Here is a 21204-nt window from a genome sequence, read left to right as displayed (position 1 = left end):
GTGACCCTGCGAACGATCGATTCCCTCGGTCCGCTCGCCGGCAAGCGCGTCGTCGTCCGTTGTGACCTGAACGTCCCCCTCCGGGACGGGGTCATCACGGACGACGGCCGCGTGCGGGCATCGGTCCCCACCCTGGCGGCCCTCGTCGCCCAGGGCGCCCGCGTGATCGTGGTCTCCCACCTCGGTCGCCCCGATGGCGCACCCGACCCTCAATACAGCCTCGCGCCCGTCGCGACGCGCCTCGGTGAACTGCTCGACGCGCCGGTCGCCTTCGCGACCGACACGGTCGGCACGGATGCCGCGGCGAAGGTCGCGGCTCTCGCCGACGGCGAGGTGCTCGTGCTCGAGAACCTGCGCTTCAACGCAGGGGAGACCTCGAAGAACGAGGCCGAGCGCACCGCGTTCGCCGGAGAGCTCGCCGAGTTCGCCGACGCGGTCGTCTCCGACGGCTTCGGCGTCGTGCACCGCAAGCAGGCGAGCGTCTACGAGCTCGAGCAGCTCCGTCCGAGCGCAGCCGGCCTGCTCATCGCCGCGGAGCTCGACGTGCTCGACCGGCTCACCGAGAACCCCGAGCGCCCATACACGGTCGTGCTCGGCGGTTCGAAGGTCTCCGACAAGCTCGGCGTCATCGCGCACCTGCTGCCGCGTGTCGACGCGTTGCTCATCGGCGGCGGCATGCTGTTCACCTTCCTCGCCGCTCAGGGGCACAAGGTCGGATCGAGCCTGCTCGAAGCCGACCAGATCGAGACAGTGAAGGGCTACCTCGCCGAGGCCGCCGAGCGCGGTGTCGACATCGTGCTGCCGACCGATGTGGTCGTGGCCGCCTCGTTCTCTGCTGAGGCCGAGCACGTCGTCGCACCCGCCGACGCGATCGAGCAGACGCCGTTCGGGGCATCCGGTCTGGGGCTCGACATCGGGCCCGACACCGCCTCCGAATTCGCGAACCGCATCCGCGGCTCCAAGACGGTGTTCTGGAACGGCCCGATGGGCGTGTTCGAGCTCGCGCCGTTCGCGGCGGGCACCCGTGTGGTCGCGGCGGCGTTGACCCAGGTCGACGGCCTCAGTGTCGTGGGCGGCGGCGATTCAGCCGCCGCTGTTCGTCAACTCGGCTTCGAAGACGCTCAGTTCGGTCACATCTCGACCGGCGGAGGCGCGAGCCTCGAGTTCCTCGAAGGTAAGAAACTTCCCGGACTGGAGGTCCTCGGATGGCAGTGAAGCGCACCCCGTTCATCGCAGGCAACTGGAAGATGAACCTCGATCACCTGCAGGCGATCGCGTTCGTGCAGAAGCTCGCATGGGCCCTCGCCGACGCGAAGCACGACTTCGCCGACGCGGAGGTCGCTGTCTTCCCGCCGTTCACCGACCTGCGTTCGGTGCAGACGCTCGTGGCGGCCGACTCGCTGCCCATCGGGTACGGCGCGCAGGATGTCTCGGCGCACGACTCCGGTGCCTACACCGGCGAGATCTCCGGCGCATTCCTCAAGCAGCTCGACTGCCGTTACGTGATCATCGGTCACTCCGAGCGGCGCACGCTGCACGCGGAGTCCGACGCCGAGGTCAACGCGAAGGTCAAGGCAGCGCACCGTCACGGCCTCGTGCCGGTCGTCTGCGTCGGCGAGACCGCAGAAGACCTCGAGGCCCACGGACCGAGCGCGGTGCCGGTCGCGCAGCTGCGTGCTGCGCTCGAGGGCGTCGACGGCTCGAAGGGCCTCGTCGTCGCCTACGAGCCCGTCTGGGCGATCGGCTCGGGGCAGGCGGCGACGCCCGCCCAGGCCGAGCAGGTCGCTGCGGCGCTGCGCGCGCTCCTCGTCGAGCTCGTCGGTGAAGAGGTCGCCCAGTCGACCCGCGTGCTGTACGGCGGTTCGGTGAAGGCGGCGAACATCGCCTCGTTCCTTCGCGAACCGAACGTCGACGGGGCCCTCGTCGGCGGCGCGAGCCTCGACATCCCCGAGTTCGCGAGCATCGTGCGGTTCAAGAAGCACGTCGGAGCCTGATCTTTCGTACCCGGGAGTGCGATGCGCTCCCGGGTACGGCCATGCTTCCGGCTATACTCGAATGTCGGCATCGACCCATCTGTCGTGCCCGGAAAGGTTCACCCGTGGAGATTCTCCAGGTCGTCCTGCAGGTGCTGCTCGGTCTCACGAGCCTGCTGCTGACGTTGCTCATCCTGCTGCACAAGGGTCGTGGCGGCGGTCTGTCCGACATGTTCGGAGGCGGTGTCACCTCCAGCCTCGGCGCATCCGGTGTCGCCGAGCGAAACCTGAACCGCATCACGGTCATCCTCGGACTCGTCTGGGTGACCTGCATCGTCGTGCTCGGCCTCATCACCAAGTTCGACTCCGGAATCTGACGGGAACCACCATGGCATCAGGAAACAGCGCCATCCGCGGGTCGCGCGTCGGAGCAGGCCCCATGGGCGAGCAGGATCGTGGCTTCCACGCCGATCGTGTCGCCATCAGCTACTGGGACGCTCACGGCAACGAGACCGTGCGGTACTTCTCGGCGACGCTCCCCGAAGAGGAGATCCCCGAGACCATCGACAGCCCGTCGACCGGTCTTCCGGCCGGCCGCGACCGCGAGAACCCGCCGTCGGTGTCGAAGCTCGAGCCGTACAAGACGCACCTCGCGTACGTGAAGGAACGCCGCACCGACGAAGAGGCTGCTGCGCTGCTCGACGACGCACTCACGCAGCTGCGCACGCGTCGCGGTCAGGCTCCGAAGGACTGACGCGCGAAGCGGCAACGCGAGAAGGGGGCGGCCTGATGGCCGCCCCCTTCTGCGTGCTTCCGTGCGGTGTCGACCGCGTCAGTAGTCGCGCGCGATGAGCGATTCGGGCACTTCGGATGCCGCGTCGGCGTCGACGAAGAACACCGTTCGACGACGGCCCTTGATGCCCGCGACCGGCACCTCGTCGCGGCTGGCGCCGGCCAGGGCGAGACCGAGAGCCGATGCCTTGTCGGCGCCCGCGAGCACCATCCACACGCGCTGCGACGCGTTGATGACCGGCCGGGTGAGGCTGAGCCGCTCGGGCGGGGGCTTCGGTGAGTTGCGCACGGGGATGACCGTGCGATCGGTCACCTGGATGCCTGAGCGGTGCGGGAAGAGCGACGCGATGTGCCCGTCGGGACCGACGCCCAGGAACGTGATGTCGAAGATCGGATGCGACAGGCCGTCGACGCCGTGCGCCGAGAGTTCCGCGGTATAGACCTCGGCCGCCGTGTCGAGGTCGAGTCCCGAGTCGGACGCGGGGAACGGATGCAGGTTCTCGGCCGGCAGGTCGAGCCCACCGAGGAATGCGACCCGGGCCTGCTCGTCGTTGCGCTCGGCGTCGCCGGCGGGCAGCCATCGCTCGTCGCCCCACCAGAAGTGCACGCGCGACCAGTCGATCGAGGTGTGCGCGGGCGAGGCGCCGACCGCCTGCAGCACCGCGCCGCCCATCGAACCGCCGGTGAGCACGATGTGCGCCACCGCCTGGGTGTCGAGGATGTCGAGGAGCTTCGTGATGAAGCGTGCTGCGACTGAACCTGCGAGGGACGCCTTGTCGGGGTGCACGAGCACACGCCGTTCGTTGGTCATTCAGAGCCTCCTTGGCCGCGGGCCTCGAGGAGCTCGAGTCCGCGGGTGATGACCTCACCGTACAACTCGTCGGGGTCGAGGCGGCGCAGCTCGTCGGCGAGACAGTCGCGGAGGTTGCGACGCGCCAGCGCGAGGTCGTGCCGCGGCTGACCCGGCTGGCGCAGCGTCGCGATGCCCGGGACGTCGCGGATCAGTTCGATCGCACCGCTCTCGCGCTCGAGGCTCACGCCGTGGATGCCGTGGTAGCCGGCCTCGGGCCCGGCGAGCTCGTACTCGGTCGGGGCGTTCAGCTGCAGTCGCAGCCATGCCGCGAGGAGCGTGGTCGAGGGCGAGTCGACGGCACCGCTCACGTGCACCCGGGTCACCGGTTCGTACGGCGGCTGGTCGAGCACCGCGGCGAGCTGCGCACGCCAGAGCGTGAGCCGCGTCCACGCGAAGTCGGCGTCGCCCGGGGTGTAGTTGCCGGCGAGTGCGCGCAGCGCCGCCTGCGGGTCGGGCTGCGCCGAGGCATCCGTGATTCTGCGGTGCGCGATGCGCCCGAGCGGTGAGCGCCCGGGTACCTCGGGTGCCGCGCCGGGCCACCAGGTGACGACCGGGGCGTCGGGAAGGAGGAGGCCCATGATGAGGCTCTCCTCATCGCGCGCGGCGTCGCCGCAGGCGCGGAGCACGATGACCTCGCTCGCACCGGCGTCTCCGCCGACGCGGATCTCGGCGTCGAGGCGGGGCTCGACCGCCGACGTCTCGGTGCCGGGCTCGGTCGAGACCACGATGACGCGCATCGGGTGCTCGCGGGAGGCGTCGTTCGCGGCCTCGATGGCCTCTTCCTCGGCGCCGGGCGAGGTGGCGATCACCAGCGTGAGCACGCGGCCGAGGGCGACGACGCCGCCCTCCTCGCGGATCTTCACGAGGGCCTTCGAGACCTGACTGGTCGTCGTGTCGGGCAGATCGACGATCATGGGCGTCTCCAGCTTCGTCCGTCGCGTTCGAGGAGTTCATCGGCGGAGGCCGGGCCCCAGGTGCCTGGCCGGTACTGCTCGGGCTGGCCCTGCGTCGCCCAGAACTCCTCGATCGGGTCGAGGATCTTCCAGGAGAGCTCGACCTCCTCCTGCCGGGGGAAGAGCGGCGGGTCGCCGAGCAGCACGTCGAGGATCAGCCGCTCGTAGGCCTCGGGGCTCGCCTCGGTGAAGGCGTGACCGTATCCGAAGTCCATCGTGACGTCGCGTACCTGCATGCCGGCTCCCGGCACCTTCGAGCCGAAGCGGATCGTGACGCCCTCATCGGGCTGCACGCGGATGACGAGTGCGTTCTGGCCGAGCTGCGAGGTCTGGCTGTCGGCGAACACCTGCTGCGGCGCGCGCTTGAAGACGACCGCGATCTCGGTGACGCGACGGCCGAGGCGCTTGCCCGCCCGCAGGTAGAACGGCACGCCGGCCCAGCGTCGCGTGCCGATGGTGAGCTTCATGGCTGCGTAGGTCTCGGTCGTCGACTCGGGGTTCATGCCGTCTTCGTCGAGGAACCCGATGACCTTCTCACCGCCCTGCCAGCCGCCCGCGTACTGGCCGCGCGCGGTGCCCGTCGCGAGGTCGTCGGGCAGGCGCACGGCCGCGAGGATCTTCTCCTTCTCGGCGCGCAGGTCGCCGGCCTCGAACGAGATCGGCTCCTCCATCGCCGTGAGCGCGAGCAGTTGCAGCAGGTGGTTCTGGATGACGTCGCGCGCGGCGCCGATGCCGTCGTAGTAGCCGGCGCGGCCGCCGACGCCGATGTCCTCCGCCATCGTGATCTGCACGTGGTCGACGTGATTCGCGTTCCAGATGGGCTCGTAGAGCTGGTTCGCGAACCGGAGCGCCAGGATGTTCTGGACGGTCTCCTTGCCGAGGTAGTGGTCGATGCGGAACACCGAGTCGGGCGGGAAGACCGAGGCCACGACGTCGTTCAGCTCGCGAGCCGTCTTCAGGTCGCTGCCGAACGGCTTCTCGATGACGACGCGACGCCACTGGTCGCCGCGCTGCTCGGTCAGCCCCGAGCGCTTCAGTTGCTCGGTGACGAGCGGGAACGACTTCGGCGGGATCGACAGGTAGAACGCGTGGTTGCCCATCGTGCCGCGTTCGCGATCGAGGTCCTGGACGACCTGGCGGAGCCGGTCGAAGGCGGCGTCGTCGTCGAAGTCGCCGGGCACGAAGCGGATGCCTCGGGCCAGCTGCTTCCAGACATCCTCACGGAACTCGGTGCGCGCGTACTTCTTGACCGAGTCGTGCACGACCTGCTCGAAGTCCTGGTCGGCCCATTCGCGACGTGCGAAGCCGACGAGCGCGAATCCGGGTGGCAGGAGCCCTCGGTTCGCGAGGTCGTAGACCGCCGGCATCAGCTTCTTGCGCGACAGGTCGCCCGTCACGCCGAAGATGATGAGGCTCGACGGACCCGCGATGCGGTTCAGCCGGTAGTCCTTGGGGGATCTGAGCGGATTGTGCTGCGCGGTGATCGCGGCCGGTTGCATCGTTCCTCCGGGTATCAGGCGACGACGTCGAACAGCGTCGCCGTATTGGCCGAGGGGTCGGTGAGCGTGAGGGTGAGCACCGGTCGCCCGTGCTCGGCGAGCACGCTCGCGTCGCCGGAGGCCTGCGCTGCGATCAGCTGACCGAAGGTGAACGGGCGATCGGGGATCGCGACGTCTTCGGCAGGCGTCTGCGTGATCTGCAGGAACGCGCCGACCGCAGGACCGCCCTTGTGGAACTGCCCGGTCGAGTGGAGGAAGCGCGGGCCCCAGCCGAACGTGACCGGTCGACCGGCGCGAGCCGCGAGCAGGCCCCTGAGCCGTTCGAGCTCGGGGTGGGCGACACGGTCGACATAGGCCTGGATCGAGAGGTAGCCGTCGGCCGGCAGCTCTTCGAGGAGCACGTCGATCGCCGAGGCGAGGTCGCTCGAGGCGCCGATCACCTCGGCGGTGCCGCGCACCTCGATGCCCTGTTCGACGAATGCCGCCGGGGTGGGCTCGGGACGCGCGTCGAGGAGGCCGCGCGCGGCGATCTTCGCTGATTCCACGTCGGGCTGGTCGAAGGGATTGATGCCGAGGATGCGGCCCGCGACGGCGGTCGCGTACTCCCAGACGAGCAGCTGCGCGCCGAGCGTGCCCGAGACGCGGATCTCGCCGGAGTCGTCGCGACCGAAGATCTCGTCGCCGGCGTCGTCGACGATGCGCACGATCTGCAGGTCGGCGAGGTGCTCGCCGAGTTCGGGCGCGTCGACGTCGAGCACGACGGGGAGGAGCCCGGTGCCGTTCTTGCCGGTGGACTCCGCGATCAGCTGCTCGGCCCAGTCGGGGAGTCCGACGATGTGGGTGCCGTCGGCGATGATGCCGAGCTTGTCGCGGAGGGGAACCGTCGCCGCGATCGCCGCGCCGAGCACGAGACCCGGGTTCTCGGGACTGTCGATGGCGAGCGAGAGCTCGATCGTCTCGGCCTCGTCGAGCACCTCGGAGATGTCGACGCCGGCGAGGCCTGAGGGCACGAGGCCGAAGGCGGTGAGGGCCGAGTAGCGGCCGCCCACGTCGGGGTCGGCGTTGAAGACCCGGTAGCCCGCAGCGCGGGCCGATTCGTCGAGCGGAGAACCGGGGTCGGTCACGACGATGATGCGCGTCGCGGGGTCGATGCCGGCATCGCGGAAGGCCTGCTCGTAGACCCGGCGCTGGCTGTCGGTCTCGACGGTCGAGCCCGACTTCGACGAGACGACGAGCGCCGAGGTCGCGAGCCGGTCGGCCAGGGCGGTGCGAACCTGCCCGGGCTCGGTCGAGTCGAGCACGGTGAGGTCGACGTTCGTCGTGCGCGTGATGACCTCGGGCGCGAGCGATGAGCCGCCCATGCCGGCGAGCACGATGTGATCGACGCCGGCGGCTTCGAGTTCTTCGCGCAGGGCTTCGATCTCGGGGACGAGCGGGCGGGAGATCGCGACGGCCTCGGTCCAGCCGAGGCGCTTCGACGCCTCCGCCTCGGCCTCGGCGCCCCAGAGGGACGCGTCCTGCGCGGTGATGCCGCTGGCCACGAGGTCGGCGACGAGCGTCGGCACCGTGCTGCGCACGGCATCGGCAGCGGCCCCGCTGACGGAGATGCGGAAGCTCATCGTGCGGCCTCCAGCGCGCCGCGAACGGTGTCGAGCAGCTCGTTCCAGGAGACGATGAACTTGTCGACTCCCTCGTTCTCGAGCAACAGGGTCACGTCGTCGTAGTCGACGCCGACGGCTGCGAGCGCGTCGAGCACCTCGCCGGCCTGCACGTAGGCGCCGGTGACGGTGTCGCCAGCGATGACGCCGTGGTCGAATGTGGCCTCGAGCGTCTTCTCGGGCATCGTGTTCACGACGCCCTGCGCGACCAGCTCGGTCACGTACAGGGTGTCGGGCAGCGCCGGGTCCTTCACGCCGGTCGACGCCCAGAGCGGGCGCTGGCGGTTCGCGCCGGAGGCGAGGAGTGCTGCGGCACGCTCGCCGCCGAACTCCTGCTCGAAGAGCTCGTAGGCGAGGCGCGCGTTGGCGAGTCCGGCCTTGCTCTTCAGCGCGAGGGCCTCCTCGGTGCCGATGGCGACGAGTCGCTTGTCGATCTCGGTGTCGACGCGCGACACGAAGAACGAGGCGACCGAGTGGATCGTCGACAGGTCGATGCCGGCGGCCTCGGCCTGCTCGAGCCCCGCGAGGTACGCCGCGATCACCTCGCGGTAGCGGTCGAGGCTGAAGATCAACGTCACGTTGACGCTGATGCCGGAGCCGATCGCCTCGGTGATCGCGTCGAGGCCCTCGGCCGTCGCGGGGATCTTGATCATGGCGTTCGGACGGTCGACCTTCGCCCAGAGCGACTTGGCCTCGGCGATCGTGCCGGCGGTGTCGCGGGCGAGACCGGGGGAGACCTCGATCGAGACGCGGCCGTCGAAGCCGTTCGAGCGGTCGTACACCGGGCGGAAGACGTCGGCGGCGGCCCGCACGTCGTCGGTGGTGATCTCGAAGACCGCCGTGTCGACGTCGGCGCCGGCTGCGGCGAGCGAGTGCACCTGCTCGGCGTAGCGCTCGCCCTTGGCGAGGGCGCCGGCGAAGATCGTCGGGTTGGTGGTGACGCCGACGACGTCGCGCTCGGCGATGAGTCGGGCGAGGTCGCCGGAGGCGATGCGCTCACGCGAGAGGTCGTCGAGCCAGATGCTGACGCCCGCCTCCGACAGTGCTGCAGTGGGGGAGCTGGTCATGGGAGTGTCTCCTCTTCTGGCGCGCGTCAGGCCGACGCGAGCGATTCCTTCGCGGCGGCCACGACGGCCTCGGCCGTGATGCCGAACTCGCGGAACAGGGTCTTGTAGTCGGCGGAGGCGCCGAAGTGCTCGATCGAGACGGCACGGCCGCGCGAACCGAGGTAGCGGTGCCACGAGAGCGCGAGCCCGGCTTCGACCGAGACGCGGGCCGTGACAGCCGAGGGCAGCACCTGCTCGCGGTACTCGGCCGGCTGCTCCTCGAACCACTCGAGCGACGGTGCCGACACGACGCGTGCGCCGATGCCCTCCGCTGCGAGCGTCTCGCGGGCTGCGAGGGCGAGCTGCACCTCGGAGCCGGTGGCGATGAGGATCACGTCGGGCGTGCCCGATGCGGCCTCGGCGAGCACGTAGGCGCCCTTCGCCACGTTCGACGCGGCGGCGAGGGCGTCACCGGATGCCGCGGCCGTGCCCCGCTCGAACACGGGGATGTTCTGCCGGGTGAGGGCGATGCCCGCCGGGGCATCCGTGCGCTTCAGGATCTCGAGCCAGGCGTACGCGACCTCGTTGGCGTCGGCGGGCCGCACGACCGTGAGGCCCGGGATCGCCCGGAGCGTCGCGAGCTGCTCGATCGGCTGGTGCGTCGGGCCGTCTTCGCCGAGGGCGACGGAGTCGTGGGTCCAGACGAAGATCGAGGGCACCTGCATGAGCGCCGCGAGGCGCACGGCGGGCCGCATGTAGTCGCTGAAGATGAGGAAGGTGCCGCCGAAGGCGCGCGTCTTGCCGTGCAGCACGATGCCGTTGACGATCGCGCCCATGGCGTGCTCGCGGATGCCGAAGTGCAGCACGCGGCCGTAGGGGTTGCCCGAGAACTCGTGCGTCGACCACTCGGTCGGGATGAACGAGGCCGCGCCGTTGATCGTGGTCAGGTTCGACTCGGCGAGGTCGGCCGATCCGCCCCACAGCTCGGGCAGCACGCCGGCGAGGGCGTTGATGACCTTGCCCGAAGCTGCGCGGGTCGAGACCTCGGTGCCGCCCTCGAAGACGGGGAGCACGGACTCGACGTCGGCGGGCAGCTCGCCCGCCTCGAGCCGGTCGAGGAGCGCCTTGCGGTCGGGGTTGGCTGCGGCCCATGCGTCGAACGCGAGCTGCCACTCGGCGTGCTGCGCCGCGCCGCGCTCGACGGCACCACGCGTGTGGGCGAGCACGTCCTCGGCGACGACGAAGCTCTGCTCGGGGTCGAAGCCGAGCACCTCCTTCGTCGCGGCGAGCTCCGCCGCACCGAGCGCGGAACCGTGGATCTTGCCGGAGTTCTGCTTGCCGGGCGACGGCCAGCCGATGATCGTCTTCAGGATGATGATCGAGGGCTTGTCGGACTCGCCCTTGGCGGCCTCGATCGCGGCGTGCAGTTCGGCCACGTCTTCGACGTACTGGCCCGTCTTCTTCCAGTCGACGGTCTGCACGTGCCATCCGTAGGACTCGTAGCGCTTCGCGACGTCTTCGGTGAAGGCGATGCTGGTGTCGTCTTCGATGGAGATCTGGTTGGAGTCGTAGATCACGACGAGGTTGCCGAGCTGCTGGTGGCCGGCGAGCGACGACGCCTCGCTCGTGATGCCCTCCTGCAGGTCGCCGTCGCCGGCGACGACGTAGACGAAGTGGTCGAACGGGCTCGTGCCCGCCGCGGCCTCCGGGTCGAAGAGGCCGCGCTCGTAGCGGGCGGCGTAGGCGAAGCCGACGGCGGAGGCGAGGCCCTGGCCGAGCGGGCCGGTCGTGATCTCGACGCCGGCGGTGTGACCGTACTCGGGGTGGCCAGGGGTCTTGGAACCCCAGGTGCGCAGCGACTCGAGGTCGGAGAGCTCGAGGCCGTCGCCGGCGAGGAAGAGCTGCACGTACTGGGTCAGCGAGGAGTGGCCGGCAGAGAGGATGAAGCGGTCGCGGCCGAGCCACGCGTGGTCGGACGGATCGCGGCGCATGACCTTCTGGAACAGGAGATAGGCGGCGGGCGCGAGGCTCATCGCGGTGCCGGGATGCCCGTTTCCGACCTTCTCGACGGCATCGGCCGCGAGAACTCGGGCCGTGTCGATCGCTTGGTCATCGAGAGAATCCCACTGCAGAGTTGCCACGATTGTGCTGTTCCTTCCGGTCGCTGGACGGTGACGGGAACCGACGGCCCCGAGCACCCCTGGAATCGCTTCGGCGCGAATCGCCCGGCGGACGACCTCTGGACGTTTGCACCGGACGGCAATTCGAAAACCGCGCCGTCGGGCGCGCACTGCCAAGTATATGGACTCCTCACGTTTCATGACGGTGACGCGGAGCTCACGCGCACGACGCTCGGTCGTGAGGCTGAAGGGCGCCGAAGCGTGACGGCGGAACGGGCGACACATGATGTCATAGAATCGATGACGAGCGTGGCCGTGTTTTGCGTGCCCGCGCCGGAAGAGGAACGATGCAGGCAGCCGTAGAGACCAGAGACCACCGCCCGGCGATGACCGTCCGGCGCAAGCTCTCGGCCTATCTGGCCCTCACCAAGCCGCGAGTGATCGAGCTGCTGCTCGTCGTCACCGCGCCGACCATGATCCTCGCCCAGCAGGGACTGCCGAGTCTCTGGCTGCTCATCGCCACCCTCATCGGCGGTGCCATGAGCGCGGGCTCGGCCGGTGCGTTCAACTGCTACATCGACCGCGACATCGACCGGGTCATGAAGCGCACGCAGGGGCGTCCACTCGTGACCGGCGAGCTGAGCGATCGCGAGGCGCTCGTCTTCGCCTACGGCCTCGGCATCGCGTCGATCGTCTGGCTCGGCGTCTTCACCAACTGGCTCGCCGCGGGCCTCTCGCTCGGTGCGATCCTGCTCTACGTCGTCTTCTACAGCCTGATCCTGAAGCGCCGCACCGCCCAGAACATCGTCTGGGGCGGAGTCGCGGGCTGCATGCCCGTGCTCATCGGATGGGCCGCCGTCACCGGCGACCTCAGCTGGCCCCCGGTCATCCTCTTCCTCATCATCTTCCTCTGGACGCCGCCGCACTACTGGCCGCTCTCCATGAAGTACAAAGACGACTACGCGGCCGCCGGGGTACCGATGCTCGCCGTCGTACGGGGCCGCGCTCAGGTGGGGCTGCAGGTCATCCTCTACGCATGGGCGACCGTCGCGTGCTCGCTGCTGCTCATCCCGATCGCCGACATGGGACTCGTGTACTCGACGGTCGCGGTCGTCACGGGTGTGTGGTTCATCTACGAGACCCACCGCCTGTACAACCTCGCGATCCGCCACGAACAGGTCTCGCCGATGCGGGTCTTCCACGGCTCGATCGCCTACCTGTCGCTGCTCTTCCTCGCGGTCGGCATCGACCCCTTGCTGCCGTTCTAGCGGCGCGGAGACAGCGCCGGTTCTGCGAGGCGACGCCGGTCGCGGTCGGGACGTGAACTGACGCCGGTCAGGCGTCGGACGCCTCGGGGTCGTCGATCACCCGGTCGTCGACGTGCTCGGCGAAGAACGCCGACTGCCGAGTCATGATCTCGCGCATGCCGGCAGCCCTCGGGCTGCCGTAGACGGTGCCCACGAAATCGAGATCGCGCTGGATCGCCCAGATCTCGTCGTGCCGCTCGGGCGGAAGCACCGTGGCGGGCGACCCGACCGCGACCCACGAGATCGGCACGACCGCTCCCGGGTCGAGGACGGTGTTCACCTGCACCACCGCATTGATGCGCACCTCGGCGCCGCGACCGATGCTCGCGCCGGGGAAGACGGACGCGCCGGTGGCGATGAACACCTCGTCGGCGATGGTCGCGCCGTTCACGTGGGCGTGCGGCCCGATCATCACGTGATCGCCGATGACCACCTCGTGAGCTCGTCGTCCGCGAATGAGGGCGTGTTCCATGACGACGCATTCGATGCCGACGCGGATGGCGCCGTCTTCGGCGCTGAGCACCGCGCCGTGCAGGATGCGACTTCCGGCTCCGACGATGACCTCACCCGAGAGGACGGCGGTGGCGGCGACCGAGGCGTCGGGGTGCACGATGGGCCGACGGCCCCGGTGTTCGATCAGCATTTCGGTCTCCTGGTCGGCCGAGCCCGGGTGTTCAACCGGCTGGCGTGGTCCTCACGGCGCGGCCGGGCTCGACGCCTGTCTCGGGCGCGGCATCCGCCCCCATCGGGCGCTTCAGTCGCATGATGACGATCGTCATCGCGGCGGCCGTGAGCGCAGCGAGCACCATGTGCACGCCGACCGCGAATGCCGGCAGGCCGTTGCGCGCCTGGTAGAGCCCGACGCCGACCTGCACGAGCTCGATCGCGAGCAGTGCGATCGACCAGCGCAACGTGGGAAGCCTCAGTCGCCACGCCGCGACGACGAGCGCGAGGGTGAGCACGACCAGCGCGTAGCCCGGCCACGCGTGCACGTGCTCGAGGATCTCGGAGTCGAAGCCGGAGCGGCCCGCCGCGGCGTCGCCCGAGTGCGGCCCCGAACCGGTGGTCAGCACGCCGAAGACGATCGAGATGAGCAGCACCGCGCTCGTCAGGTGGGTGAGGCTCGCGTACCACCCGGGAACGGCGGATTCGCGGGGACCGGCGGGGGCGTCCATGCGGGCGAGGAACGCCGCGGTGACGCAGACGAGCGCGAGGGACGAGACGTAGTGGAATCCGACGATGAACGGGTTCAGTCCGGTCCACACGGTGATGCCGCCCACGATCGCCTGCGCGACGATGCCGACGCCCACGATGAACGAGAGCACGAAGAGGTCGCGACGCTCGCGTCGGATGCGCCAGACGAGCACGAACACGATGAGCGCGATGATGCCGACCACGCCCGTCATCATGCGATTGCCGAACTCGATGAGCGAGTGGTAGGTCAGCTCGTCGGTCGGCACCAGCGACTCGGCCGTGCACGTCGGCCAGGTCGGGCAGCCGAGACCGGAGCCCGTCAGTCGCACCGCGCCGCCCGTCGCGATGATCGTGACCTGCGCGACGAACGAGGCCCAGGCGAAGATACGGAGAGTGCGGGTCACGCGGGTCGTTCCTGATCCGGATCGCGCTGTGACGGCACTGGGAGTCCTGCCCGGCGCCTGCCGCGACCCTATAGACTTGAGGGGTTGGTAGGCCCGCCGACCGCGCGAGATCGCGCGCCACGGGCCGCATACCATCTTAGGTTGGCACTAGCGCCACCGGGCACATCATCACCCACTCAACGAGCACCTCGACTCACGAGGGGAATGAGCCGGCCTGATAGCCGGTTGCACGGGAGGAGAAGAGGGAGAGCATGACGGACGTACTGATCGACCGACCGGAACTCGAAGGACTCGGTACCTACGAGTTCGGCTGGGCCGACTCCGACGCTGCGGGGGCCTCGGCCCGACGCGGCATCTCGCCGGAGGTGGTCGCCGACATCTCCGCGCTGAAATCGGAGCCGGAATGGATGCTCCAGCGTCGCCAGCGCGCCCTGCAGCTCTTCGAGCGCAAGCCGATGCCCACGTGGGGCGCCGACCTGTCGGAGATCGACTTCGACAACATCAAGTACTTCGTGCGCTCGACCGAGAAGCAGGCCCAGACCTGGGAAGACCTGCCCGACGACATCAAGAACACGTACGAGAAGCTCGGCATCCCCGAGGCCGAGCGCCAGCGCCTCGTCGCGGGCGTCGCGGCCCAGTACGAGTCCGAGGTGGTCTACCACCAGATCAATGAAGAGCTCGAGCGCCAGGGTGTCATCTTCATGGACACCGACACCGCGCTGAAGGAGCACCCCGAGTTCTTCGAGGAGTACTTCGGCACCGTCATCCCCGCCGGCGACAACAAGTTCGCGGCGCTGAACACGGCCGTGTGGTCGGGCGGTTCGTTCGTCTACGTGCCGAAGGGCGTGCATGTCGAGATTCCGCTGCAGGCCTACTTCCGCATCAACACCGAGAACATGGGCCAGTTCGAGCGCACGCTGATCATCGCCGACGAGGGCAGCTACGTGCACTACATCGAGGGCTGCACGGCGCCGATCTACAAGAGCGACTCCCTGCACTCGGCCGTCGTCGAGATCATCGTCAAGAAAGACGCACGCGTGCGCTACACGACGATCCAGAACTGGTCGAACAACGTCTACAACCTCGTCACCAAGCGCGCCACGGCCGCCGAAGGCGCCACCATGGAGTGGGTCGACGGCAACATCGGCTCGAAGGTCACGATGAAGTACCCGTCGATCTTCCTCATGGGCGAGCACGCCAAGGGCGAGACGCTCTCCGTCGCGTTCGCAGGCCCCGGCCAGCACCAGGACGCCGGCGCGAAGATGATCCACATGGCGCCGTACACGCAGTCGTCGATCGTCTCGAAGTCGATCGCACGCGGCGGCGGCCGGGCAGGCTATCGCGGCGAGGTGCGCATCGACGCGAACGCCCACCACTCGGCGAACAGCGTCGTCTGCGACGCGCTGCTCGTCGACACGATCTCCCGCTCCGACACCTACCCGGCGATCGACATCCGCGTCGACGACGTGAAGCTCGGACACGAGGCCACGGTCTCGAAGGTCAGCGAGGAGCAGCTCTTCTACCTGATGAGCCGTGGCATCGACGAGACCGAGGCCATGTCGATGATCGTGCGCGGCTTCATCGAGCCGATCGCGCGCGAGCTCCCAATGGAATACGCGATGGAACTCAACAAGCTCATCGAAATGGGCATGGAAGGATCGGTGGGCTAGTAGTGACCGCCCAGATGACCAGCACCGCCATGCCCACCGCAGGCCAGCACGGCCTCGTCGCCCACTCCGACGGCGCCTTCGTGCCCGTGCAGACCCGCTCGGAGCGATTCCGCTCTGTGAACGTCGAGGACTTCGCGCCCATCAACGGCCGCGAGCACGAGTGGAAGCTCTCCCCGGTCGCGGCGTTCGCCGACCTGACCGGTGGCGAGCTCGACGGTGCGCGCCTCCCGATCGAGACGACGGATGCCTCGGGCATCTCGTTCTCGTACATCCCGCGCGACGACGCCCGCATCGGCACGGCGGGCACGCCCGAAGAGCGCGCGAGCGCCAACGCGTGGTCGACGTTCGACGAGGCCCTCCTCGTCTCCGTGACCGGCGAAGACGAGAAGATCGCGTACGTGACCCGCACGGGGCTCGGCGATGCGCCGCGCGCCGCGCACACCGTCATCGAGGCCGCGCCGAACAGCCGCGGCTTCGTCGTGCTCGCCGGCACGGGCGCCGCCCGCCTCAGCGAGAACGTCGAGATCCTCGTCGGCGCCGGGGCGTCCCTCACCGTCGTCTCGCTGCAAGAGTGGGACGACGAGGCCGTGCACCTCTCGAGCCAGTTCGCCCGCCTCGGCCGCGACTCGTTCCTCAAGCACATCGTCGTCTCGCTCGGCGGCAAGGTCGTCCGGGTGAACCCCTCGACCCACCTCGCCGAGCAGGGCGCCGACATCGAGGCCCTCGGCCTGTACTTCGCCGACGCCGGCCAGCACCTCGAGCAGCAGGTCTACGTGCACCACGACGCGCCGCACACCAAGAGCCGCGTGACCTACAAGGGCGCGCTGCAGGGCGCAGGTGCTCGTACCGTCTGGATCGGCGACGTGCTCATCGGCAACGCCGCGGTCGGCACCGACAGCTACGAGCAGAACCGCAACCTCGTGCTCACCGAGGGCACTCGTGCGGACTCCGTGCCGAACCTCGAGATCGAGACCGGCGACATCGAAGGTGCCGGGCACGCGAGTGCCACCGGCCGGTTCGACGACGAGCAGTTGTTCTACCTCATGGCACGCGGCATCCGCGAAGACGAGGCACGACGGCTCGTCGTGCGCGGCTTCCTCACCGACATCGTGCAGAAGATCGGCTCGGCCGACCTCGAAGCCCGCCTCACCGCGGCGATCGAGGCTGAACTGGAAGGTCGCTGACGTGACATCCGTGCGTGTGTGCGCCATCGACGATCTCGCCGTCAACGAGGCGTCGCGCTTCGTGCTCGAGGGCGTTCCCATCGCCGTCGTGAAGGACGCCGCCGGCGATGTCTTCGCCATCGGGGACACCTGCACCCATGGCGACATCTCGCTCGCCGAGGGCTTCGTGGAAGACGACACCCTCGAGTGCTGGGCGCACGGCTCCATGTTCTCCCTCAAGACGGGCAAGCCGCTCACGCTGCCCGCATACGAGCCCGTCCCGGTCTACCAGGTCGAGCTCAAGGACGGCGACGTCCACATCGATCCCGCGGTCACCCTGACCGTCTGACACACCTTCTCCGGCCCGGAACGGCCGGCAACCGAAAGAGATCATTACGAACATGTCCGTTCTCGAGATCAAGAACCTCCACGTCAACGTCGAGACCGAGCAGGGCACGCGCGAGATCCTGCGCGGCGTCGACCTCGTCATCAACGAGGGCGAGATCCACGCGATCATGGGCCCCAACGGCTCGGGCAAGTCGACGCTCGCGTACACGATCGCCGGCCACCCCAAGTACCAGGTCGTCGAGGGCGAGATCCTCCTCGACGGCGAGAACGTGCTCGAGATGTCGGTCGACGAGCGTGCGCGCGCGGGGCTCTTCCTCGCGATGCAGTACCCCGTCGAGATCCCCGGCGTGACCGTCACGAACTTCCTCCGCACCGCCAAGACGGCGATCGACGGCGAGGCGCCCGCGATCCGCGGCTGGATCAAGGACGTCCGCGAGTCGATGTCGAACCTCAAGATGGACTCGGCGTTCGCCGAGCGCAACGTCAACGAGGGCTTCTCGGGCGGCGAGAAGAAGCGCAACGAGATCCTCCAGCTCGAGCTGCTCAAGCCGAAGTTCGCCGTGCTCGACGAGACCGACTCCGGCCTCGACGTCGACGCGCTGAAGATCGTCTCCGAGGGCGTCAACCGCGCCCACGCGAACACGGGCCTCGGCGTGCTGCTCATCACGCACTACACGCGCATCCTCCGCTACATCAAGCCCGACTTCGTGCACGTCTTCGTCGCGGGCCGGATCGCCGAGCAGGGCGGCGCAGAACTCGCCGACCGTCTCGAAGAAGAGGGCTACGACCGCTACCAGGTCGCCGAGTCCGCGGCCGAAGCGGTGCCGGCCGAAGCTCTGTCTGCCGAATAGGCAGAGGGTAGAATCGCAACCATGGTCACCTCACTCGCACCAGAGCGCTACGACCAGGTCGAAGAAGCGCTGAAAGACGTCATGGATCCCGAGCTCGGGGTCAACATCGTCGACCTCGGCCTCATCTACGACCTCGGTTGGGACGACGAGAACGACGCCCTGGTCATCCACATGACGCTCACGAGCGCCGGATGCCCCCTCACCGACGTCATCGAGGAGCAGACCGCCGAGGCGCTCGACGGCACCGTCGATGCCTTCCGCATCAACTGGGTGTGGATGCCGCCGTGGGGCCCCGAGCGCATCACCGACGACGGCCGCGACATGATGCGGGCACTCGGCTTCGCGATCTGAGTCTCGCGATCCGAGCCACTCGCTCGACATCGACGGATGCCCCGTGCAGCACGCTGCACGGGGCATCCGTCGTCTCAGGCGAGGCCGCGGCGCTCGAGGAGCGCCGCGATGTCGGGCTCGCGCCCGAGCAGGCGCCGGATCGACTCCCGCGGGTCGCGCGAGCCGCCCGGAGCGAGGATCTCCGCGCGGTAGCGCGCACCGTTCTCCCGAGTGGCGCCGCCGTTCGCCTCGAACCAGGCCATGATGTCGGCGCCCGGCACCTCGCTCCAGATGTACGAGTAGTACCCGGCGTCGTACCCGCCCGCGAAGACGTGCGCGAAGTACGTGCTCGAGTAGCGGGGCGGCACGAGCGGGTCGTCGAGTCCGGCGGCGGCGAGTGCCCGGTGCTCGAAGTCGGCGACATCGGCGACAGCATCGGCCTCGGCGGGGGAGAGGCGGTGCCACGCCTGGTCGAGCACGGCCGCCGCGAGGTACTCGGTGGTCGAGAAGCCCTCGTTGAAGGTGCGCGAGGCCAGCAGGCGGTCGACGAGCTGCTGCGGCATCCGCTCGCCGGTCTCGTGGTGCACCGCGTACTCACCGAGCACCTCGGGGCGCAGCACCCACAGTTCGTTGACCTGGCTCGGCAGCTCGACGAAGTCGCGGTAGACGTTCGTGCCCGACATCGACGGGTGCACGACGTGCGAGAGCAGGCCGTGCAGCGCATGACCGAACTCGTGGAAGAGCGTCTCGGTCTCGTCGAGCGTGAGCAGGGTCGGCTCGCCCGCGGCCGGCCGCGCGACGTTCATGTTGTTCACGACGACCGGGAGCGTGCCCTCGAGCGTCGACTGCTCGACGAGCGAGCTCATCCACGCGCCGCCGCGCTTCGAATCCCGGGTGTACAGGTCGAGCAGGTAGAGCCCGACCGGGGTGCCGTCCTCCTCGAACACCTCGAACACGCGCGTCTCGGGGTGGTAGCCGACGAGGTCGGTGCGCTCGAGGATCCGCAGGCCGTAGAGCAGCTCCGCGGCGCGGAAGACGCCGCGCGTGAGCACGCGGTCGAACTCGAGGAACGGGCGCATCTCGTCGAGGTCGACCGCGTACCGCTCGCGCCGCACGGCCTCGCTCAGCAGCGCCCAGTCGGATGCCTCGATCGGCTGTCGTGCCTCGGCGACCGCCTGCTCGGCGAGGGCCAGGGCTTCGCGCCGGGCATTCGCGGTCGCCGCGGGCACGAGCCGGTCGAGCAGTTCGGCGACGGCCTCCGGCGTGCCCGCCGTCTCGTCGACGGTGACTGCGGCGGCGTGGTTGTCGAAACCGAGGAGTGCGGCCCGCCGGGCGCGGATCCGCACGATCTCGAGGAGCGTCGAACGGGTGTCGTGAGCACCGCCGCGGCGTCCACGTGACCGAGAGGCGGCGAGCAGGCGGTCGCGCACGGCGTCGCGCTCGAGGGCCGCGAGAGCCGGCTGCCCGGTCGGCAGCACGAGGGTGATGAGCCAGCCGTCGAGACCGCGCGCGATCGCGGCCTCTCGCGCCGCCGAACGCCGACCGTCGTCGAGGCCTGCGAGGTCGTCGGGATCGGTCAGGTGCAGCGCGAGATCGTTGCCGTCGGCGAGCAGGTGCTGCTGGAACGCCGTCGTGAGCTCGGAGAGACGGGTGTTCACGGCCGTGAGCTCGAGGCGCTGCGGCTCGCTCAGGGCGGCCCCGGCGAGGGTCGCGGTGCGGTGGTACTTGTCGAGCAGCTCGGCCGACTCCGCGTCGAGTCCGAGCTCGTCGCGCGCGTCCTGCAGTTCGGAGAGTCGCGCGTAGAGGCGCGGATCGAGCCGGATCGCGTCCTGATGCGCCGACAAGAGGGGCGCGAACTCCACCTCGAGGGCGTCGATCGCGGCATCGCTGTCGGCCGAGCTCGCATTCTCGAAGACGGGGAGCACTCGGCGGAGCAGCTCTGCCGAGCGTTCGAGGGCGACGACGGTGTTCTCGAACGTCGGCGCCGAGGCATCCGTCGCGATCGCCTCGATCGCCCGACGCTGCTCGCGCATGCCGGATTTGATCGCCTCCCGGTAGTGCTCCGGTCGGATGAGGGCGAAGAGCGGAAGCCGGTAGGGCAGCGGGCTCGGCTCGAGGAACGGGTTGGAATGCTCGGTCATCCATCCACCGTAGTTCGCTGTCACACGAGCGGGCATGAGCCTAGGCTCGGAACATGAGCACCGAACGCGCCGAACACGGTCTCCGAGATGCCTACACGCACGGCCATCATGCGAGCGTGCTGCGCACGCACTCCTGGCGCACGGTCGAGAACTCGGCCGCCTACCTCGTGCCGTATCTGCACGAGGGAGCCCGCATCCTCGATGTGGGCAGCGGCCCGGGCACCATCACGATCGACCTGGCCCGCCGAGTGCGGCCCGGTACGGTCGTCGGCATCGACGCCTCGGCCGACGTGGTCGCCGCGGCGACGGGGCTGGCTGAGAGCGAAGCGGTGTCGAACGTCGAGTTCGCCGTCGGCGACGCCTATGCGCTCGACTTCGACGACGACTCCTTCGACGTGGTGCACGCCCACCAGGTGCTGCAGCACCTCGCGCGCCCAGTCGATGCACTGCGGGAGTTGCGCCGCGTCACGAAGCCCGGTGGCGTCGTCGCCGCTCGCGACGTCGACTACGGCGGCGTCATCTGGAACCCCGCCTCGCCGGGTCTCGCCCGATGGCTCGAGCTCTATCGCGCCGTGCATCGCTGGAACGGCGGCGAGCCCGACGCGGGGCGGCACCTGAAGGGTTGGGCGCGCGAGGCCGGCTTCGTCGACGTCGCCACGACCGGCGACGTCTGGGTCTTCTCCACCGCGCTCGAACGCGAATGGTGGGGCGGCGCGTGGGCCGAACGTGCCACGGAATCGCAGTTCGCCGCGCACGCCATCGAGTCGGGCCATTCCGACATCGACGAGCTCCGCGGCATCGCCGACGCATGGCGGGCGTGGGCCGCCGACGATGACGGCTGGCTGCTCATGCCGCACAGCGAGATCATCGCGCGGGCGTAGCCGAATCCGGCCGCGCATCGT

General features: G+C 69.3%; 20 protein-coding genes. 11 read left to right on the top strand and 9 right to left on the bottom strand.

Annotated features, from left to right (window positions below; all coding sequences use genetic code 11):
• The 4 genes from BJY17_RS04305 to BJY17_RS04290 all read left to right on the top strand — a co-directional run bounded on the left by BJY17_RS04305 (position 1) and on the right by BJY17_RS04290 (position 2727).
• Entirely contained in the window at positions 1-1215 is a 1215-nt protein-coding gene (locus BJY17_RS04305) for a phosphoglycerate kinase (protein WP_179550279.1), read from the top strand.
• Positions 1206-1994, top strand: coding sequence for a triose-phosphate isomerase (gene tpiA, locus BJY17_RS04300; protein WP_179550278.1), 789 nt, complete (start codon positions 1206-1208; stop codon positions 1992-1994). The genes BJY17_RS04305 and tpiA overlap by 10 nt, the downstream gene beginning before the upstream one ends.
• Positions 1995-2098: 104 nt before the next feature.
• Complete coding sequence (gene secG / locus BJY17_RS04295) at positions 2099-2350, top strand: preprotein translocase subunit SecG (RefSeq protein WP_179550277.1); 252 nt, start codon at positions 2099-2101, stop codon at positions 2348-2350.
• Positions 2351-2361: 11 nt separating this feature from the next.
• Entirely contained in the window at positions 2362-2727 is a 366-nt protein-coding gene (locus tag BJY17_RS04290; protein ID WP_056650595.1) for an RNA polymerase-binding protein RbpA, read from the top strand.
• A gap of 78 nt (positions 2728-2805) precedes the next feature.
• On the opposite strand, the gene pgl is transcribed toward BJY17_RS04290, so the two are convergent.
• From pgl to tkt, 6 genes are read right to left on the bottom strand one after another with little or no spacing between them, the layout of a single operon-like run.
• Entirely contained in the window at positions 2806-3576 is a 771-nt protein-coding gene (gene pgl / locus BJY17_RS04285; protein WP_179550276.1) for a 6-phosphogluconolactonase, read from the bottom strand.
• On the bottom strand, positions 3573-4532 hold the full coding sequence (locus BJY17_RS04280; protein ID WP_179550275.1) for a glucose-6-phosphate dehydrogenase assembly protein OpcA: 960 nt from the start codon (positions 4530-4532) through the stop codon (positions 3573-3575). Before BJY17_RS04280 ends, pgl begins: the two co-directional genes overlap by 4 nt.
• Positions 4529-6070, bottom strand: coding sequence for a glucose-6-phosphate dehydrogenase (gene zwf, locus BJY17_RS04275; protein WP_179550274.1), 1542 nt, complete (start codon positions 6068-6070; stop codon positions 4529-4531). Before zwf ends, BJY17_RS04280 begins: the two co-directional genes overlap by 4 nt.
• 14 nt (positions 6071-6084) lie before the next feature.
• Positions 6085-7689 (bottom strand): glucose-6-phosphate isomerase, encoded by a 1605-nt coding sequence (locus BJY17_RS04270; RefSeq protein ID WP_179550273.1) that lies wholly within the window; start codon positions 7687-7689, stop codon positions 6085-6087.
• A complete protein-coding gene (gene tal / locus BJY17_RS04265; protein WP_179550272.1) occupies positions 7686-8795 on the bottom strand; it encodes a transaldolase in 1110 nt (369 codons plus the stop codon). Before tal ends, BJY17_RS04270 begins: the two co-directional genes overlap by 4 nt.
• A 26-nt stretch (positions 8796-8821) precedes the next feature.
• Positions 8822-10915 carry a transketolase gene (gene tkt, locus BJY17_RS04260; RefSeq protein ID WP_179550271.1) on the bottom strand — a complete coding sequence of 698 codons (2094 nt, stop codon included), beginning with the start codon at positions 10913-10915 and terminating at the stop codon, positions 8822-8824.
• Positions 10916-11241: 326 nt separating this feature from the next.
• Between tkt and BJY17_RS04255 the strand changes: the two genes are divergently transcribed.
• On the top strand, positions 11242-12162 hold the full coding sequence (locus BJY17_RS04255; RefSeq protein WP_179550270.1) for a heme o synthase: 921 nt from the start codon (positions 11242-11244) through the stop codon (positions 12160-12162).
• Between the two features lie 67 nt (positions 12163-12229).
• Here the strand turns inward: BJY17_RS04255 and BJY17_RS04250 are convergent, their stop codons facing one another.
• Both BJY17_RS04250 and BJY17_RS04245 read right to left on the bottom strand, forming a co-directional pair.
• Complete coding sequence (locus BJY17_RS04250; RefSeq protein ID WP_179550269.1) at positions 12230-12844, bottom strand: gamma carbonic anhydrase family protein; 615 nt, start codon at positions 12842-12844, stop codon at positions 12230-12232.
• A gap of 31 nt (positions 12845-12875) precedes the next feature.
• The gene (locus BJY17_RS04245) at positions 12876-13799 is read right to left on the bottom strand and encodes a COX15/CtaA family protein (protein WP_322789741.1); all 924 of its coding nucleotides are present in this window, start codon (positions 13797-13799) and stop codon (positions 12876-12878) included.
• 251 nt (positions 13800-14050) lie between these two features.
• Here BJY17_RS04245 and sufB point away from each other — a divergent pair, with 251 nt between their 5' ends.
• From sufB to BJY17_RS04220, 5 genes are read left to right on the top strand one after another with little or no spacing between them, the layout of a single operon-like run.
• Complete coding sequence (sufB, locus tag BJY17_RS04240) at positions 14051-15469, top strand: Fe-S cluster assembly protein SufB (RefSeq protein WP_056009191.1); 1419 nt, start codon at positions 14051-14053, stop codon at positions 15467-15469.
• Between the two features lie 14 nt (positions 15470-15483).
• A complete protein-coding gene (gene sufD, locus BJY17_RS04235; RefSeq protein ID WP_246303653.1) occupies positions 15484-16653 on the top strand; it encodes a Fe-S cluster assembly protein SufD in 1170 nt (389 codons plus the stop codon).
• Position 16654: 1 nt separating this feature from the next.
• Positions 16655-16981 (top strand): non-heme iron oxygenase ferredoxin subunit, encoded by a 327-nt coding sequence (locus tag BJY17_RS04230; protein WP_056650583.1) that lies wholly within the window; start codon positions 16655-16657, stop codon positions 16979-16981.
• Between the two features lie 52 nt (positions 16982-17033).
• Positions 17034-17831, top strand: a complete 798-nt coding sequence (gene sufC / locus BJY17_RS04225) for a Fe-S cluster assembly ATPase SufC (RefSeq protein WP_179550267.1) — start codon at positions 17034-17036, stop codon at positions 17829-17831.
• A 21-nt stretch (positions 17832-17852) separates the two neighbouring features.
• Complete coding sequence (locus tag BJY17_RS04220; protein WP_074258975.1) at positions 17853-18182, top strand: metal-sulfur cluster assembly factor; 330 nt, start codon at positions 17853-17855, stop codon at positions 18180-18182.
• A 74-nt stretch (positions 18183-18256) separates the two neighbouring features.
• Here BJY17_RS04220 and BJY17_RS04215 read toward each other — a convergent pair whose 3' ends face one another.
• A complete protein-coding gene (locus tag BJY17_RS04215; RefSeq protein WP_179550266.1) occupies positions 18257-20302 on the bottom strand; it encodes a M3 family metallopeptidase in 2046 nt (681 codons plus the stop codon).
• A gap of 53 nt (positions 20303-20355) precedes the next feature.
• Between BJY17_RS04215 and BJY17_RS04210 the strand changes: the two genes are divergently transcribed.
• Positions 20356-21183, top strand: coding sequence for a methyltransferase domain-containing protein (locus BJY17_RS04210; RefSeq protein ID WP_179550265.1), 828 nt, complete (start codon positions 20356-20358; stop codon positions 21181-21183).
• Positions 21184-21204 lie beyond the last annotated feature (21 nt).

It is taken from the genome of Agromyces hippuratus, from assembly GCF_013410355.1.
Classification (GTDB): domain Bacteria; phylum Actinomycetota; class Actinomycetes; order Actinomycetales; family Microbacteriaceae; genus Agromyces; species Agromyces hippuratus.
The sequence above is the reverse complement of the archived record's forward strand: the minus strand, read 5'-3'. Positions and strand labels throughout refer to the sequence as shown.